The organism is Thermosynechococcus vestitus BP-1, assembly GCF_000011345.1.
Taxonomy (GTDB): Bacteria; Cyanobacteriota; Cyanobacteriia; order Thermosynechococcales; family Thermosynechococcaceae; genus Thermosynechococcus; species Thermosynechococcus vestitus.
The window spans coordinates 1,072,652-1,090,291 of sequence record NC_004113.1; the positions used below are offsets into that span (position 1 = coordinate 1,072,652).

At 53.6% G+C, this 17,640-nt stretch carries 13 protein-coding genes; 7 read left to right on the forward strand and 6 right to left on the reverse strand.

Annotated elements, in window-relative coordinates:
* Positions 1-2: 2 nt before the first annotated feature.
* Positions 3-1,181: a DNA double-strand break repair nuclease NurA gene (locus TLL_RS05250; protein WP_011056882.1), complete on the reverse strand. Its 1,179-nt coding sequence runs from the start codon at positions 1,179-1,181 to the stop codon at positions 3-5.
* A gap of 117 nt (positions 1,182-1,298) precedes the next feature.
* Between TLL_RS05250 and dxr the strand changes: the two genes are divergently transcribed.
* Positions 1,299-2,486 (forward strand): 1-deoxy-D-xylulose-5-phosphate reductoisomerase, encoded by a 1,188-nt coding sequence (dxr, locus tag TLL_RS05255; protein ID WP_164921140.1) that lies wholly within the window; start codon positions 1,299-1,301, stop codon positions 2,484-2,486.
* Positions 2,487-2,527: 41 nt separating this feature from the next.
* A complete protein-coding gene (locus TLL_RS05260) occupies positions 2,528-3,736 on the forward strand; it encodes a 4-hydroxy-3-methylbut-2-enyl diphosphate reductase (RefSeq protein ID WP_011056884.1) in 1,209 nt (402 codons plus the stop codon).
* On the opposite strand, the gene rlmB is transcribed toward TLL_RS05260, so the two are convergent.
* Positions 3,733-4,620 (reverse strand): 23S rRNA (guanosine(2251)-2'-O)-methyltransferase RlmB, encoded by an 888-nt coding sequence (gene rlmB, locus TLL_RS05265; RefSeq protein WP_011056885.1) that lies wholly within the window; start codon positions 4,618-4,620, stop codon positions 3,733-3,735. The two genes, TLL_RS05260 and rlmB, sit on opposite strands and share 4 nt — an antisense overlap.
* A gap of 209 nt (positions 4,621-4,829) precedes the next feature.
* On the reverse strand, positions 4,830-6,389 hold the full coding sequence (locus tag TLL_RS05270) for a hydrolase (protein ID WP_011056886.1): 1,560 nt from the start codon (positions 6,387-6,389) through the stop codon (positions 4,830-4,832).
* A 348-nt stretch (positions 6,390-6,737) separates the two neighbouring features.
* Here TLL_RS05270 and TLL_RS12630 point away from each other — a divergent pair, with 348 nt between their 5' ends.
* The gene (locus TLL_RS12630; RefSeq protein WP_165442182.1) at positions 6,738-6,881 is read left to right on the forward strand and encodes a hypothetical protein; all 144 of its coding nucleotides are present in this window, start codon (positions 6,738-6,740) and stop codon (positions 6,879-6,881) included.
* A gap of 765 nt (positions 6,882-7,646) precedes the next feature.
* Here the strand turns inward: TLL_RS12630 and sat are convergent.
* Positions 7,647-8,843: a sulfate adenylyltransferase gene (gene sat / locus TLL_RS05275; protein WP_011056887.1), complete on the reverse strand. Its 1,197-nt coding sequence runs from the start codon at positions 8,841-8,843 to the stop codon at positions 7,647-7,649.
* Positions 8,844-8,909: 66 nt separating this feature from the next.
* On the opposite strand from sat, the gene TLL_RS05280 reads away from it, so the two are divergent.
* The 3 genes from TLL_RS05280 to TLL_RS05290 all read left to right on the forward strand — a co-directional run bounded on the left by TLL_RS05280 (position 8,910) and on the right by TLL_RS05290 (position 13,831).
* Entirely contained in the window at positions 8,910-9,836 is a 927-nt protein-coding gene (locus tag TLL_RS05280) for an alpha/beta fold hydrolase (protein ID WP_011056888.1), read from the forward strand.
* 55 nt (positions 9,837-9,891) lie between these two features.
* Complete coding sequence (locus tag TLL_RS05285; protein ID WP_011056889.1) at positions 9,892-11,322, forward strand: sodium/glutamate symporter; 1,431 nt, start codon at positions 9,892-9,894, stop codon at positions 11,320-11,322.
* 82 nt (positions 11,323-11,404) lie between these two features.
* Entirely contained in the window at positions 11,405-13,831 is a 2,427-nt protein-coding gene (locus tag TLL_RS05290) for a sucrose synthase (RefSeq protein ID WP_011056890.1), read from the forward strand.
* A 57-nt stretch (positions 13,832-13,888) separates the two neighbouring features.
* Here TLL_RS05290 and TLL_RS05295 read toward each other — a convergent pair whose 3' ends face one another.
* Both TLL_RS05295 and TLL_RS05300 read right to left on the reverse strand, forming a co-directional pair.
* Positions 13,889-14,533 carry a response regulator transcription factor gene (locus TLL_RS05295; RefSeq protein ID WP_011056891.1) on the reverse strand — a complete coding sequence of 215 codons (645 nt, stop codon included), beginning with the start codon at positions 14,531-14,533 and terminating at the stop codon, positions 13,889-13,891.
* Between the two features lie 68 nt (positions 14,534-14,601).
* Entirely contained in the window at positions 14,602-16,278 is a 1,677-nt protein-coding gene (locus tag TLL_RS05300; RefSeq protein ID WP_011056892.1) for a diguanylate cyclase, read from the reverse strand.
* Positions 16,279-16,575: 297 nt separating this feature from the next.
* Here TLL_RS05300 and TLL_RS05305 point away from each other — a divergent pair, with 297 nt between their 5' ends.
* Positions 16,576-17,607 carry a chlorophyll a/b binding light-harvesting protein gene (locus TLL_RS05305; protein ID WP_164921141.1) on the forward strand — a complete coding sequence of 344 codons (1,032 nt, stop codon included), beginning with the start codon at positions 16,576-16,578 and terminating at the stop codon, positions 17,605-17,607.
* Positions 17,608-17,640 lie beyond the last annotated feature (33 nt).

The following is a 17,640-nucleotide window of genomic DNA, read 5'->3' on the forward strand; positions in this document are numbered from 1 at the left end:
AGCTAGCGCCGCTGCTGCTTACTCACCCATTTGCGGCTAAAACGCAGTTCCATGCCCACGCCCGCTGCCCAGACTTGTAATTGCTTGAGGAACGCCTGGCGATCGCTCCCCTGGAGAACGGCCACTTGATCGGCAACCTCAAGGGCATAGGGATAACCTTGACCCGTAATCAGTTCGCCACAGAGCCAGCGAATCACCGCATTCAGTTGTCCTGCTTCGTAGATCCACAGGGGGAGTTCAACACGTACCGGATAGCCTTGATGGGCCTTGAGGTAGCAAAAGCCAATGCCCTTGGCCCAAGGCCCATACGTTTCCAGGATGCCGCCGCGATCGCACAGAAACAGGGGAGAGCGATCGCCCCACTGGGTCAAAACAGTGTTCAAGAGTTGGGCATCGCAGAGGTGGAGGCTAGGGGCGAGGCGATCCAGATGTGCCAACAGGGTCACTAAATCCCGGGCTTGGGAGCCATCAATGTAGGCAAGCAGTGGAATCCGTTGCTGCCGACTAGCCTCTAGGGTCTGGCAGAGAGCCGCCACATATCGTCCCTGCCATTGGGGGGTATAGGACTCGGCAAACGTGGCCACAAAGGAGCCATCAAACAAGAGCAACGCGGGTGCCGTTACCTCCGCCATGCGCTCCCGTAGGGTTTTTAATTCCAGTTCAAAGCGGCGCAGGTGGATGTAGCGCTCGTGGAGGCGGTAGGTTTGGGGTTGCGCCAGTTCTGTTTCTGCTTGGCGCAGTTCCGCTGGTGTAATCAGTTCAAGGGCAATTTCCTTGGCGTAGGGGCGATCGCGCCGATGGTGATTGAGGAACCAGCCCGCCTGTACCACACCCACGGGCAAAAATAGCTCCTCACTGGGAACCATCTGGGAGCCATCCACCGCAACAGTGGTCACCTCCATGAGTTGGGTCATTGCCCACTCCCGTGCTGCCTGCCGATGGGGCCACTGTACCCCCAAGGGAATGCGCCACCCCTGATTCCAAGGTTCAATGGGACGTGCCCCCCAATCTGTCATCTGCGGATCAATGGCAGCGGTGATATCGGCAATTGTTTGCTGCTGCCATCTGGCTAGGGCCTCCTGATAGGCCTGCCGCACCTCAGCAAAGGCAGTGTCATACCTGAGAAATTCGTCCTTTTTATCATTCAATTGCTGCACCAGTTGGGAAAGGGGTAACACCATACCTGGGAAAGACTCAAGAAACGCCTGTTGCTATTCTCATCGGAATAGGTATGGGTTTGCCTTGTGTCCCCTCCTGCGGTAGATATTAAGGTGTCCACTGACGCTCCCCCCAAAATTGTGAAGGCACTCAATCTCCTTGGCTCCACCGGCTCCATTGGTACGCAAACCCTTGACATCGTTGCCCAATATCCCGATCGCTTTCGTGTGGTTGGCCTTGCTGCTGGGCGCAACCTGGAGCGACTGATCCCGCAAATTCGCCAATTTCAGCCTGAGATTGTCAGTATTGCCGATCCTGAACAACTGCCGGAGCTAGAGGCGGCCTTGGCCGATCTGCCCCAAAAACCGCAACTGGTGGCTGGAGAAGCGGGAATTGCAGCGGTGGCCGCCTATGGAGATGCCGAGGTTGTTGTCACGGGCATTGTCGGCTGTGCCGGTCTGGTACCGACGATCGCCGCCATTAAAGCGGGCAAAGATATTGCCTTAGCCAATAAGGAAACGCTCATTGCCGGTGGACCTGTGGTCTTGCCATTGCTTCAGGAGTACGGTGTCAAGCTGCTGCCTGCCGATTCTGAGCACTCTGCCATTTTTCAGTGTTTGCAGGGGGTGCCTGAAGGCGGACTGCGGAAAATCATTCTCACGGCCTCAGGAGGCGCGTTTCGCGATTGGCCCGTGGAGAAACTCGCCCAGGTGACGGTGGCCGATGCCCTCAAACATCCCAACTGGTCGATGGGGCCAAAAATTACTGTGGACTCGGCAACCTTGATGAATAAAGGCCTAGAGGTGATTGAAGCCCATTACCTCTTCGGCATGGACTACGACAATATCGAGATTGTCATCCATCCCCAAAGTATTATTCACTCCCTGATTGAGTTGCAAGATACCTCGGTGCTGGCGCAGTTGGGCTGGCCGGATATGCGCTTGCCCTTGTTGTATGCCCTCTCTTGGCCCGAACGCATCCCCACCAATTGGTCGCCCTTAGACTTAGTGAAGGCAGGGGATTTGACCTTCCGATCGCCCGATCACCAAAAGTATCCCTGTATGGGACTGGCCTATGCGGCGGGTCGGGCAGGGGGGGCCATGCCGGCAGTCCTCAACGCCGCCAATGAACAGGCGGTCGCCCTCTTTATTGCCGAGGCGATTGCCTTCCTTGAGATTCCCCGCCTCATTGAGATGGTCTGCGATCGCTACTCTGCCCAAAACATTCCTAACCCCACCCTAGAGGATATTTTGGCCGCCGATCGCTGGGCGCGAGCAACGGTGCAGGAGTTAGCCCAACGGGGGGTCAGCCCCATGGTTGCTCTCTAGGGTGTGGCAAAATACCATCAGATTGCCTCAGAGGAGAACCAATGGATACCCGCGCATTCAAGCGATCGCTACACAGTTCAGAAAACTACCACCGCAAAGGCTTTGGCCACGGCGAGGAAGTGAACCAGCAGCTCCAAGGGGAGTATCAAAGTTCTCTGATTCAGCAGATCCGCGCCAATGGCTATCGCTGGCAGCAGGGGGATGTGACGATTCGCTTAGCGGAAGCCTTTGGGTTTTGTTGGGGCGTTGAACGTGCGGTTGCCCTGGCCTATGAAACCCGCACCCACTTTCCGACAGAGCGCATTTGGATCACGAATGAAATTATCCATAACCCCTCCGTGAATGAGCGCCTCCGGCAAATGGCTGTGGAATTTATCCCCGTTGTGAATGGGGTAAAGGACTTTAGTGGGGTGCGCCCAGGGGATGTGGTGATTTTACCGGCCTTTGGGGCCAGTGTCCAAGAAATGCAATTGCTCAATGAGCGCGGCTGCACGATTGTGGATACCACCTGCCCATGGGTCTCGAAGGTGTGGCACAGTGTTGAGAAGCACAAAAAGGTGAGTTTCACCTCGATCATTCACGGTAAATACAACCACGAGGAAACCATTGCCACCAGTTCCTTTGCCGGCACCTATTTGATTGTGCTCAACCTAGAGGAAGCCCGCTATGTCTGCGATTACATCCTCCACGGGGGCGATCGCGCCGCATTTATGGCCAAGTTTGCCAAGGCCTGTTCCCCTGGCTTTGACCCCGATCGCGATCTGGTGCGGGTCGGCATTGCCAACCAAACAACGATGCTCAAGGGGGAAACAGAGCAAATCGGCAAACTCTTTGAGCGGACGATGATCCAAAAATACGGGCCCGATCGCCTCAATGAGCACTTCATGAGCTTCAATACGATTTGCGATGCCACCCAAGAACGCCAAGATGCAATGCTCAGCTTGGTCAAGGAACCCTTGGATCTAATGGTCGTAATAGGTGGCTACAACTCCTCAAATACCACCCACCTGCAGGAAATTGCCATTGAGCATGGGATTCCCTCCTACCACATTGATTCTGCCGATCGCATTGGACCGGGGAATCGCATTGAGCACAAGCCCCTGCATCAGAATCCCACTGTGGCTGAAAACTGGCTGCCCGATCGCCCGATCACGATTGGCATTACCTCTGGTGCCTCCACCCCCGATAAGGTGGTTGAGGAGGTTCTCAATAAAATTTTTGCCCTGCGCTCTGTGGCAACGGTGTCCTAGCCCCGGGGTTCCTGGGTTAGATCCCACGCGGGCGATCGCTGACAATTGATCTCGTAGAGGGCAATCCCCACCGCCACTGAGGCATTGAGGCTATTGGTGCGCCCTGCCAAGGGAATGGCGACAATTTCATCGCAGTGCTTTTGCGTTTGCAGGCTAATCCCTTCCCCTTCACTGCCAACCACAAAAACGGTGGGGCGATCGAAGGTGATTTTCGGTAGGGGCACAGCGCCGTGCTCCGAGAGGCCATAGATCCAATACCCCGCTGCCTTCAGGGTTTCAAGGGCTTGGTTGAGGTTGATCACCCGTGCCACGGGCAAATACTCCAAGGCGCCTGCGGCTGCTTTGGCCACGGTTGCGGTAATGCCCACTGCCCGTCGTTGGGGAATAATCACCCCCTGCATCCCTAGGGCCTCTGCAGTGCGGATCATCGCACCAAGATTTTGGGGATCCGTAATGCCATCGGCAGCCAATAGCACCGGTTGATTCACGGTTGCAGCCTTGGCCAACAGATCTTCAAGGGACCAATAATTGTAGGCAGCCACCTGAATGGCGATCCCCTGATGTCGTCCCCGCTGGCAGAGTTGATCGAGGCGCTCCGGGGTCACGGTATCAATAATTGCTCCCTGCTGTTTGGCCTCATTCAAGCGCTGATGAAAACGCGGATCGTAGCGCAGCGAAGGAATCACCCAAATACGGTTGCAGGGGCGGCCACTTTCAAGGGCTGAGAGCACCGCATGGCGACCATAGAGGAGTTCGGGGGCATCCGCCGCCGGGGCAGTTGGGGGTGCTTTCTGAAGTGGTTGAGCTGGCGTGCGTCGCTGGAGGCGCGGCGGGCGCTTTGCTGGCGGGCGATTTTTTTTGCGGGGACGGGGTTTCTCGGTCATGAAGCGTCACTAAATAGCAGATCTTCCCCAGGGGGTTCGCTGAACATCGCAAGGGGGCGATCGCCATCATAGAACGTCTGTGGTAACTGTGTAGAGAGTCGTCAAGCCAGCCGCAGTAGGAAACGTCACCATGGCGCCAAATCCTAGGGAGGTCTCTCTAGGGATGTGAAAGCACTATAGGGGTTCCCTATGGATTTCCGGACAAAAGATCAAGAAACCTTTAGTAAGTACGCCAGTGCCAGACCTTGGGCGATGCTGGAGTGTCCATAGCTAAAGACGCGGGGCACGTCGGGGTGAAGCCACTGGGTCATCTCGCGGTAGGTGTAGGGACTGCCATAGACCACCAGACCCGCCAGTTGATTTTGGGTGTGGAGGCGTTCGAGGGTGGCGATCGCTGGCGCACTTAAACCCGCTTTGCCGCGGAAAGGATTGCCGCGACTAAACACCTGCACGAAAGTCGGTGCCTTGGGCAAGCCCGCAATCATTGTTAGCGGTGTTTGCTGATCAATCACCAGCCGTTGGCTAAATCCCCAAGTGGGAGGCAGGGTGAGGGCTGGCGAGGTGTGGCTTAAAAAACTCGCCTGCAGGGCATCATCCACAATCAAACAATTGACCCCAGAGGTCACTGCTGGCAAGGCTGGGCCGGCACGCTCAAGACTCTCTTGGGCAATCGTGGTGGCTACCTCAACTGCTGGTGTGGTTTGCAAATAGTCCAACTGCAATGCCAAGGGCTGAAGGCGATCCTTTGCGGCTTGGATGCGGGCTACGGCAGCCTGAATGCGGGCAAAAGGAATCCGCCCTGACTCAACGGCAGCAACCACGGCTTCAATGGCTGCTGGGGGATCTGGGGGTATAAGCAAAATATCGGCACCGGCTTCTACGGCTTTGACGGCGGCTTCGGCGGTACCGTAGGCGTTGGCGATCGCCCCCATGACAAGGGCATCGGTGACAATCAGACCCCTGAACCCCATCTCTTGGCGCAAAATTCCCGTGAGAATTGGGGGAGAGAGGGTGGCGGGCCGCTCAGCATCCAAGGCAGGTAGGTGGACATGGGCACTCATAACGCTATCCACGCCGGCGGCAATGGCAGCAACAAAGGGCGGCCATTCAATGGCTTGCAGGCGATCGCGATCGTGGCGCATCACCGGTAATGCCAAATGGGAATCCGTTGCCGTATCCCCATGGCCGGGAAAGTGTTTTGCCGTTGTCAGCACTGGATAGGTACGTGCCCCTTCGATGAAAGCCGTTGCCAGAGCACTCACAATGTCTGGCTCCTCGCCAAAGGCACGCACATTAATCACTGGGTTCGCGGGATTGTTATTCACATCCACGACTGGGGCAAGCACCCAATTCAACCCAATGGCTAAAGCCTCAGCGGCGGTGTGGGCTCCCATTGCCCTAGCAAGCTCAACCGCCCGTGGGAGGTTCTTTTTGGCAATGGCTCCCAAAGCTGCCGGCGGCGGAAATTGCGTCGCACCACTGAAGCGTTGACCGACCCCTTCCTCAAGATCCGCTGCCAGCAGTAGTGGAATCGTCGCCCAGGATTGAAGCTGCTGACAGCGTTCTGCCACTTCAACGGCACTGCCCCCCAAGAGAATCACGCCGCCAACGCCCCAGTCTTTAATCCAGTGTTTTAAGGTATTGTGGGGCGGCTCCCAAGCGGGATACTGAATCTGGCGATCGTAGCGGTAGCCACTGGCTCGCACAACCACCATTTGCGCCACCTGGGAGCGCAGCGAAAGATCAGAAAGAGGGGGAATAAAGGTCATGGGTGGAATCTGATTTAGAACAGAATTTCACAAATGAATAACTTCCTTATTCAGGATATAAAAAATTGTCTCAAACTCTCTCAGGTAACGGGTTTAATTTTTTAAACTAAAAGTACAGCCTTTAGAGTTCTTTTCGATCGATGGGCTGCAGGAGGGAAAACAATCTTCGCCGATAGGCGCTTCCCTGTTGTGAGTGGGTTCGATTGATGGGGAAAGGGCTGTACCTAATAACCCTGAGGCAAAGCCCGATCCCGTTGCTCCGCTAGAGCAAGTTTCAACTGCTTCCTGTGGTATTCACCCATGCAGCCAAAGGCTAAAGCCTAAATCGCTTTCTTTAGGAGTTGACCTATGTTAAGAGCAATACGTGAGAAACTGCAAAGTATGATGGTCTTTTTGATGGAGGCATTTGGGCGTATCTTCACCCCGCGCAATGATCACTATCCTTCCACAGGAGCACAGCCCTTCACGGGGACACCCTCCCGTAAGAGCTAGTGACCCTCTTCCGCAAGAAGAATCCCTGGAGAGAGGTTACAGGTAAAAATCACCAGTAAAGTTCTGCATCAGCTCCGCCAAAATGGCCATCATGGGGCTGGTGCAGTTTTTTATGAGCTGGGGGCGATCGCCCCAACTGTGAAAAGCACAGATAACATTCGGTCGGGTTTGGTCGGGAAATAGCACCAAAAGGGCGCAACCACTCAATCTAACAGCATATTGCAGAATCAGTTAAGGAATATTTCAGAGATTGAATTTTCAGTTAACATTTGAGGATTCCCAAAGGGCTATGCTAACTTAAAAGTAGGCACAAAAAGAAAGGTCAACGATAAGAGTGAACTTAAGGCTTGTGCCTCCCAGTCCTTGAGTTCAGGATAAAGCAAAGTTACTCCAAGATCAATCTCACTCCTGTCTTGCGGGTAACATCAAAAATAATCTTTTGAGCTTCACCGTTGTGTATTTGTCCTCTCGCTTTATCCAGCCTTATCGTTGCTGTGGTTACTGCCGACATCCCCATTCTGTTGTCCATGGGAGTTAAGGCAAAGCTAGGTAACCTCCCAATCTCCAAGGTCGTCAACGTTGACAGCAATTCAGTACCTAGTGTCCATGCTCCAAGCCTGATCGGTTAAGATCACCGAGTGGGGGTTTGAGTCGCCAGCTGAAACCACGTTTTGTCCACCTTAGTTGTTGAGTTACTCTATCGTCGTTGCTAACTTCTTAGGGGTCTTGCTGCCGTCAGCTTGACCCCCTCGTTTATTTTTTAGGCTATGGCCTAAGTTGCGGTTGTCGCATAGCGCGTGCCAGTTCTGCGGCAACTTCTGGCCGTGAAAACTCTGGAGGCGGCAATTCTCCTCGGCGCAGCATTTCCCGCACCTTAGTTCCTGAGAGGTGAATCCGCTCCTCGGGTTTGCTGGGACTCGTTTTACTGGTGGCCATCGACTGAGTGCGGGTGCAGTAGAAGGCATGCTCAAACTTCAGGGGAATAATGCCCAAGGCCCCTGGATCAAATTCATCAAAGATCTGTTGGGCGTCGTAGGTGCCGTAGTAATCTCCCACGCCAGCGTGGTCGCGACCAACAATGAAATGGGTACAGCCATAGTTTTTGCGGACGAGGGCGTGGAAAATTGCCTCCCGTGGCCCTGCATAGCGCATGGCTGCCGGATTGATCGCTAGAATCACCCGATCTTTGGGAAAATAGTGCTCCAACATAATTTCATAGCAGCGCATCCGCACGTCTGCGGGAATGTCATCTTCCTTGGTGGCGCCCACGAGGGGATGCAAAAAGAGACCATCAACGATTTCAAGGGCACATTTTTGGATATATTCATGGGCGCGGTGGATCGGGTTGCGGGTCTGAAAACCAACAATCGTCCGCCAACCTTTTGCGCGGAAAAGGGCACGGGAATCCACCGGATCAATGCAATAGTTGGGAAATTGGGGGTGGGGATGTCGCTCTAGGAGCCAAATCGGACCTGCAAGGTTGACTTCTCCCTGTTCATAGACCACCTTAACCCCGGGGTGTTTGTCATCTTCGGTGCGATAGACACAGCGAGCCTCACGGCGTTTGTCATAGGTATATTTTTCGGTGAGTTCAAGAATTCCCAAAAACTGACCCGCTGCATTATCTAGGCGAATGGTTTGGCCAATTTCCAAGGGAGCCGCCACCTCAGCACTGACAGAGAGGGTAATGGGAATTGACCAAGGCAATCCATTGCTAAGATACATTTCTTCGACAACTCGCTCATAGTCGGCCTGTCCCATAAATCCCGTCAGAGGGCTAAAGCCACCAATGGCAATGAGTTCCAAGTCAGAGACAGCTCGCTCATCGAGGGTGACGCGGGGCAATTGATCGGCGCGGGCAAGCCAAGCCTGTTTTTGTGCCGGGGACAGAATACGATTGACAAGGATGCCGCCGTGGGGGGCGATCGCGTCCTTTGTTTGTACGGTTGCGGATGGACTCAAGGTCAAACTCCTTTTGGCTCTGGATGAATCTGTTGCAAAACTTCATAAGATAGAAGTCATTATTGGATGAATAGGTACAGGAGACAACTGGTGGAGCCCTATCGCTATGGCGTCCAGCGGGAATGGTGCTGGCGGGGCTGGCAGAGTCGCTATGGTTTTTGGCGACCCGCTTCTGAGGGGCATCGGGGGTCTCCTGTGATCTTGCTGCACGGCTTTGGGGCATCTCTACGGCACTGGCGGTACAATTTACGGCTGCTAGGAGAGTATCAGCCAACGTATGCCCTTGATTTGATGGGGTTGGGGGCAGCCGAAAAGCCCGTTGCTGCCTATGGTGCTGAGTTTTGGGCGGCTCAGGTGCACGCCTTTTGGCAAGGAATTGTTGGGCAACCAGCAGTGATGGTTGGCAACTCCATTGGCGCCTTGATTGCCCTCACCTGTGCCTACCACTACCCGCAGATGGCGGCGGGAGTAGTGATGTTGAGTCTGCCGGATCCAGCCGTGCGCGAAGAGTTGATTCCACGGGCGATCGCGCCCCTTGTGGGGGCAATTGAACAGATTTTTACCGCCCCTTGGCTGCTGCGGGCCCTGTTTTACACCATTCGCCAACCCGCCATTGTCAAGCGCTGGGCACAGTTGGCCTACGCCAACCCCGCCTGTGTGGATGATGAATTGCTGGAAATTCTGCTTAGCCCGGCCTACGACCGCCATAGCGATCGCGCCTTTGTGCAAATCATTCGCGCCATGAGCCGTCCAGACTTCGGACCCAGCGCCAAGAGGATGCTCAACAGTGTGTCCCAACCCCTATTACTGATTTGGGGAAAACAGGATCGCTTCATTCCCCCAATGCTTAGCCGGCAGTTTCCACAGGTCCAACCAAGACTGGAAGTGGTGGAGCTAGATCACAGCGGGCACTGCCCCCACGATGAACAGCCCGATCGCCTCAATGGCCTACTTTTGGATTGGTTGCGCCGCCACGAACTTTTGAGGGGTTGAGTCCTGCTGTTGCAGGCTCTATGATCACGGCAATCTTTAGGAGTTGGCGTCGCAGATGTTTAGCCTGATGACCGTTTTTTGGGCGTTTATTTTCATGGGTGTTTTGCTGCTGTTGGGGCGGATTGTGCGGCAGCGTTGGGCACTCATGGCATCCCTCTATATGCCCAGTTCAGTGATTGCGGGTATCTTGGGACTCCTCCTTGGCCCTGGTGTGCTGGGGGCGATCGCCAGTCACATTGCCCCCGACTCGGATTTGGTCAATGGCCTTTTTGCCGAAGAGATCCGTGAAGTTTGGAAACAGTCCCCGAGTATTTTCATCAACATTGTTTTCGCCTGTCTATTTTTAGGGGAGATCATCCCTAGCCCTCGAGAAATTTGGCAGAAAGCCGCACCGCAGGTCGCCTTTGGTCAGATCCTGGCTTGGGGGCAATATGTTGTGGGACTGCTGCTGACTGGGCTGATTCTCACTCCCATATTTGGCATGGATCCGGTTGCTGGTGCCCTGATTGAGATCACCTTTGAGGGGGGGCATGGCACGGCTGCTGGAATGGCCGATACCTTTAGGGAGTTAAACTTTGGCGCTGGTGCTGATATGGCCTTGGGCTTGGCTACGGTGGGTTTGGTCTCGGGGGTGGTTTTTGGGGTGGCACTGATTAACTGGGCCCGGCGCACGGGACGCCTCCAGATACAACCCTTGGCAGACTTCAAAGCTGAGGAGAATCCAGACCCCCATCCCCACGATGACGTAGAAACCCGACGGCGGCGCCAACAACTCCTGCGGGAGTTACTGATTGATCCTTTGTCGTTAAATTTCTGTTTTGTCGGCTTGGCGATTCTTGTGGGCTGGGTGATTCTGGAAGCCCTGCGGCTCTTAGAGCGTGTCACTTGGGGACACACGGGTTTGAAGCTCATGGCCTATGTGCCCCTCTTTCCTTTGGCGCTCATCGGTGGCATTATTGTGCAGTTAATCCTCACCCGTTGGCGCAAACAGTACCTGATTAGCCGGCCACTGATTAACCACATTGGCGGTGTGGCTTTGGATGTAACCATTATTACCGCCTTGGCCACCCTCTCTTTAGCCGCCATTGGTGAAAATCTTATCCCCTTTCTCCTCTTGAGTTTGGGGGGAATCGGTTGGAATCTCTTTGTCATGCTCTATTTGGCGCCACGAATTCTACCCATGTTTTGGTTTGAGCGCGGGATTGGTGATATGGGGCAATCGATGGGGGTGACATCTACTGGATTATTGCTGATTCGTATGGTAGATCCCCATAATCAATCGGGGGCACTGGAAAGTTTTGCCTACAAGCAAATTCTCTTTGAGCCCATTGTCGGGGGTGGGTTATTTACCGCTGCGGCACCGATTCTGATCCGCAATTTTGGTCTTGCGCCGGTCCTAGGACTGACAAGTGGCCTATTGCTGTTGTGGTTGTGGTTTGGTTTTTGGAACTATGGCCAAATCCGGCGATCGCTGGTGCAAAATTGACCCTATGGAGGGGGAAACCTAGAATAGAAACGACTTGAGTCCCTCTGCCGTCTCAAGTAAAAGCCGTATTCTGAGTGTGCCGATGACCTGTGTGCTCCTCAAAGCCGTTGTTGAAAGTGATGAACGTGCCGATCTGCGTCAGTTTTCTCGCATTCTGCAACTAGGGGAAAAACGTTATCTCCTGCGCAATGATATTCTGGATGCCTTTGCGGATTACTGTCGCGATCAAGAGCGACCTGTCCCTCCACCCTCAGAATCGCGCCTCAGTAAGCTGGTGTTCTACACCCAAGAGATCATTGTTGACAACGAAAGTCTGTGCTGGATTGTTCGGCCACGGATTGCGCAACAGGAGGTGTGTCGGCTGCTGGTGGAGGATTTGACAATTGTGCCGATGACGATCCCGGAGCTATTGGATCTGCGCGATCGCCTTGTCAATCACTATCATCCCAACGAGGGGGATGTTTTTGAAATTGATGTCCAGCCTTTCTACGACTACTCGCCGATCATCCGCGATGCCAAGAATATCGGTAAGGGGGTGGAATTTCTCAATCGTTACTTATCTAGTAAGCTGTTCCAAGACCCGCGCCAGTGGCAGCAAAACCTCTTTAACTTTTTGCGAATTCACCGCTACAACGGCTATCAACTCCTGATTAATGAGCGGATTCGCTCTCCTCAACACCTCTCAGAACAGGTCAAACAAGCTCTCGTAGTTCTGAGCGATCGCCCCCCCACCGAGGCCTATAGTGAGTTTCGCTTTGAACTGCAAAATCTCGGCTTTGAGCCGGGTTGGGGCAATACTGTTGCCCGGGTGCGCGACACCCTAGAAATTTTGGATCAACTCTTGGATTCTCCCGATCACCAAGTGCTGGAGGCCTTTGTCTCGCGGATTCCCATGCTCTTTCGGATTGCCCTGATTTCTCCCCACGGCTGGTTTGGCCAAGAGGGGGTGCTGGGGCGACCCGACACCGGTGGGCAGGTGGTCTACATCCTCGACCAGGTAAAGAGCCTTGAAAAACAAATGCGGGAAGATTTAGAACTGGCAGGGTTGGGGGTACTGGAGGCACAGCCTAAAATTATTGTCCTGACTCGCCTGATTCCCAATGCGGAAGGAACGCTGTGCAACCAACGCCTAGAGAAAATCTACGGTACCAATGATGCTTGGATCCTGCGGGTCCCCTTCCGGGAATTTAACCCCAAGGTGACGCAAAACTGGATTTCTCGCTTTGAAATCTGGCCCTATTTGGAAACCTTTGCCATTGATGCGGAGCGGGAGTTGCGAGCTGAGTTTGGCCATGTCCCCGACTTGATTATTGGCAACTATTCCGATGGCAACCTGGTGGCTTTCCTGTTGGCGCGGCGACTGAAGGTTACCCAGTGCAACATTGCCCATGCCCTTGAGAAATCTAAATACCTCTTTAGTAACCTCTACTGGCAGGATTTGGAGGATAAGTATCACTTCTCGCTGCAATTTACGGCGGATCTGATTGCCATGAATGCCGCCAACTTTATTATCAGCAGTACCTACCAAGAGATTGTGGGCACACCCGACAGCATCGGCCAGTACGAGTCCTATCAGTCCTTTACAATGCCCGATCTGTACCATGTGGTGAATGGCATTGAACTCTTTAGCCCGAAGTTTAATGTGGTGCCACCGGGGGTCAATGAACAAGTTTACTTTCCCTACTACCACTATACGGAGCGACTAGAGGGCGATCGCCAGCGGTTAGAGGAACTCCTCTTTACCCTTGAAGACCCGCAGCAGATCTATGGTTACTTGGAGGCTCCTGAAAAACGCCCCCTCTTTTCGATGGCACGGCTGGATCGGATTAAGAACCTCACTGGCCTCGCGGAAGCCTTTGGCCGCAGCAAAGCACTGCAGGAGCGCTGCAACTTAATTTTGGTGGCGGGCAAGTTACGCACCGCAGACTCCAGCGATCGCGAGGAAATTGCCGAGATTGAGAAGCTCTACCAAATCATCCACCAATACAATCTCCACGGCAAAATTCGCTGGCTAGGGATTCGTTTACCGAAAGCAGATTCGGGGGAGATTTATCGCATTATTGCCGATCGCCAAGGGATTTTTGTCCAGCCTGCTTTGTTTGAAGCCTTTGGCTTGACCATTCTCGAGGCAATGATCAGTGGTCTGCCCACCTTCGGTACGCGCTTTGGTGGCCCTCTGGAAATTATCCAAGATGGGGTGAATGGCTTTTATATCAACCCAACCCACTTAGAAGAAATGGCCGAAACCATCGTCCGCTTTCTGGAGGCTTGCGATCGCGATCCTCAGGAGTGGCAACGGATTTCCAAAGCCGGTATCGAGCGGGTTTATAGCACCTACACTTGGAAAATTCACTGCACCCGCCTGCTCTCCCTCGCCAAGATCTACGGCTTCTGGAACTTCTCTTCCCAAGAAAACCGCGAAGACATGATGCGCTACATGGAAGCCTTGTTCCATCTACTCTATAAACCCCGCGCCCAAGCCCTACTGGCGGAGCACCTGCAGCGGTGACACAGGCGAGTTACAGCAGCTAAGGTATTTGCGGCTGCCGCTCATCAAGAGTGCAGGTCACACATAATGATAATCGATCGCCCAGCGAGCCAATTCGGTGCGATTGTGGCAGCCGGTTTTCCCTAGCATATTGCTGACGTGACTTTCCACGGTGCGCTGACTCACGTGTAGCTCTGCAGCAATTTCACGATTCGACATTCCGCGGGCAACATATTGGAGAATTCGGGTTTCTGTGGGGGTGAGTTCAATACCAGGGGGTGGTGTAGGTCCAGGGAGGGCTTGTCGTCCTTGAGCCTCCCGCAGGCGAGCCGTTTGTTTGAGGAGGGCTTGGATTTGGGCTAGGAGTTCCTCCGGTTCAAAGGGCTTGACCAGGTAAACATCACCGCCGGTTTGCAACCCCTTAATGCGATCGTGGGTTTGCCCCTTAGCTGAGAGAAAGAGCACTGGCAACCAACTGAGGTGTGTCTGTTGTCGCACCGCACTGACAAAGCTATAGCCATCCATCTGCGGCATCATCACATCACAAATAACTAAGTCGGGCGTCTGCTGCTGAAGCATTGCCAGACCTTCGTTGCCATGGGCTGCGGTCAGCACGCGATATCCCTGCATCTCAAGGTAATCCTTGACCAACAGGACAAGGTTGGGGTCGTCATCTACTAGTAGAATCGTGGCACTTTGCGCAGGGGATGCCTCAAAGGTCATACATTTAGGACGGTCAACGGTGCTGGTGCGCAGTTGTACTGAGCATGCGCCTGTTTCTTTAGGATAGCTTATTGCTCTTGGGAGGAGGCATTGGCAAGTTCTGGGGGCATTTCCTTTAGGGCCGTCATAATTTGAGAACGTCCTGCTGCCTTAGCAGCATAGAGGGCATCATCCGCCATCTTCACCAATTGCACTAAGCTCTGCCCATGGGTGGGAAATTGACTAATACCAGCACTAAAAGTCACCTTAAAGCTGTGATGGTTGGGGGCGTGGAAGGTGTGATTCCGCAATCGCTGTAAACAGATAGCAAGGCGGTGTTTGGCCACCTCAAGGGAAATACCATACAGGGCAATTAAAAATTCCTCTCCTCCCCAGCGAGCGACCACATCCTCCATGCGCAGGGACTGTCGCAACATCCGAGCGGTCGTCACCAATACCTGATCGCCAACATCGTGACCGTAGGTATCATTGATGCGTTTGAAATAATCTAAATCTAAAACGGCAATGCAAAGGGTTTGCTGTTGGCGGCTAGCAAGGGTTAAAAAGCGTTCAATGTCTTCTGTGGCTTTACGCCGATTGCTCAGTCCTGTGAGGGGATCGACCTCTGCTAAACGTTTCAGAAGGCGGGTGCGCTCTAGGCGATTAATGATCCGTGTGATGAGCTCAGGGCCGACAATGGGTTTATTGACAAAATCATCGGCACCCGCAGCAAAAAGTTGGGTGACAAGGGCTGGGTCAGTGGTTGCCGTGAGAAAGAGAATGGGCAACTGATTCCAGCGGGGATCATTGCGCACAACTTGGCAGAGTTCTAGGCCGTTGATGCCCGGCATTTGGACGTCGAGAATCACCAATTCGGGGTTGGTGGTCTCTAGGACATCCCAAAATTGATCGGGATCTTGAAGTGAGGTGACGCTCATTCCCCAAGGTTCCAAAAGCCGTTTCAAGATGGCCAGGGTGACCGCATCATCATCCACAGCCAGAATGCTGGCGGAGGTCATCTCTTGCGGTTGCAGTAACTGTTCGAGGGTCTGCAACAGCCGCTCGACATCAACGGGCTTACTTAGGGTCATCCGCGAACCCAGGCGAATGGCGGCGAGGCGATCGCGCCAGGTGTCACGGGCAGTAAACACCAGTGCCGGGATAGGCGGACGATGCTGCCGCAATTGCTGCAAAAACTCGCGGGTGGTTACCTCATCGGGCATCACTTCAGGATTGAGAATGACGGCATTGGGCCAGCACTCCTCAAGGAAAGTACTGACCAGCGGCCAGCTATCCATGGCGACGTAGCGAAATCCACCCTCAGCGGAGCGCTCCTCAAGGGAGCGAATTAACTCAGTGTCGTTGTCCATATGGAGGACAAGGGGCAGCCCAGAATCTAGATTCTGCTGGGGTTTGGCGGTGGCGATCGCGCTCAGGAGTTGCTGGACAATTTCGAGGAGGACTGCCGCTGAACAGGGATAGCGACAATAAATGACTTGGGTTTCTGGCTGGGTCGACCTCTCCTTGCGCGCGAGGATCAAAATGGGTTCCTGAAATCCGCGATCGCGCACCTGTTGGCAAAAGACCTCAACTGCTGCGCCCAAATGGGACTCATCCACAATCAGCAGAGGGTAGCGACTACTGGCCAGTAATCCCCAGAGGTCTTCCGATTGAGCAACGACATCCACCCGATGATCCGCAGTGGTCAAGATGGAGACCAATGTTGCTGCTGTTGCCACGTCATTGTGATAAAGCAAAATGGCCATACCTAGCCGCCAATAGCCCGTTGCTATTACCCTACTGCCTTATCTTTACATTTCTCAAGTTTCTGGAAATACAACGCCCCTGGCCGTCAGTTACATATCTGTTACATATCTTTATATTTACGTTCTTGCTAAATGCTATTAATTCTCAATAATCTGCTATAGTAGCCCTAGGGCTTATTGAGACAGATATTCAATAAGCTCCGATTTGACGTCTGCTCTTTTATCTCTGCTCTTTTATCAAAGGAGGACAGGATGGCGATCGCCAGTGAATCTCCAACCACTGTGACAAGTGCCGGCTTGCAAACCTATGGTCAAACCAATGTCAAGTATGATTGGTGGGCCGGCAATGCCCGATTTGTAAACCTCTCAGGGTTATTCATTGCCGCCCATGTGGCACAGGCCGCTCTGAGCGTATTCTGGGCAGGTGCCTTTACCCTCTACGAAATTTCCCAATACAAACCGGATCTGCCCATGGGTGAACAGGGCCTGATTTTGTTGCCCCATCTAGCAACATTGGGGTTTGGCATCGGCGAGGGGGGTAAAGTTGTGGATTTGTACCCCTACTTTGTGATTGGGGCAGTGCATCTGATTTCCTCTGCTGTCCTAGGTGCCGGTGCGCTCTTCCATACCTTTCGTGCCCCCCATGATCTCAGTACAGCCACTGGTCGGGCCCGTCGCTTCCACTTCCGCTGGGATGATCCAAAACAACTGGGCATTATTTTGGGACATCATCTGCTCTTTTTGGGGTTCGGTGCCCTGCTGTTAGTTCTCAAAGCAACCATCTGGGGTGGGTTGTACGATGCCAATTTGCAAACGGTACGCTTGATAACCCAGCCCACGTTGGATCCCTTTGTCATCTATGGCTATCAAACCCACTTTGCCAGCATTAATAGTTTGGAAGACCTAGTGGGAGGACATATCTACATTGCCATTTTGCTGATTGCCGGTGGCATTTGGCACATTCTTGTGCCGCCGCTGACTTGGGCACGGAAGCTGCTGATGTTTAATGCTGAAGCGATTCTCTCCTATTCACTTGGGGGAATTGCCTTGGCGGGGTTTGTGGCTGCCTACTTCTGCGCAGTGAATACCCTCGCCTATCCCGTCGAATTTTACGGACCCCCCCTAGAAGTCAAGCTAGGAATTGCGCCCTACTTCGCAGACACCATTGAATTGCCCCTTGGGCAGCATACTTCCCGTGCCTGGCTGGCCAATGCCCACTTCTTCCTTGCTTTTTTCTTCCTACAGGGTCACCTGTGGCACGCCCTGCGAGCCATGGGATTTAATTTCAAGCAGCTAGAAACTTTTCTCAATCCAGCCATTGAGAATTAATTTCAATAAATTCCTTTAGTCTCCCTCCTCTCC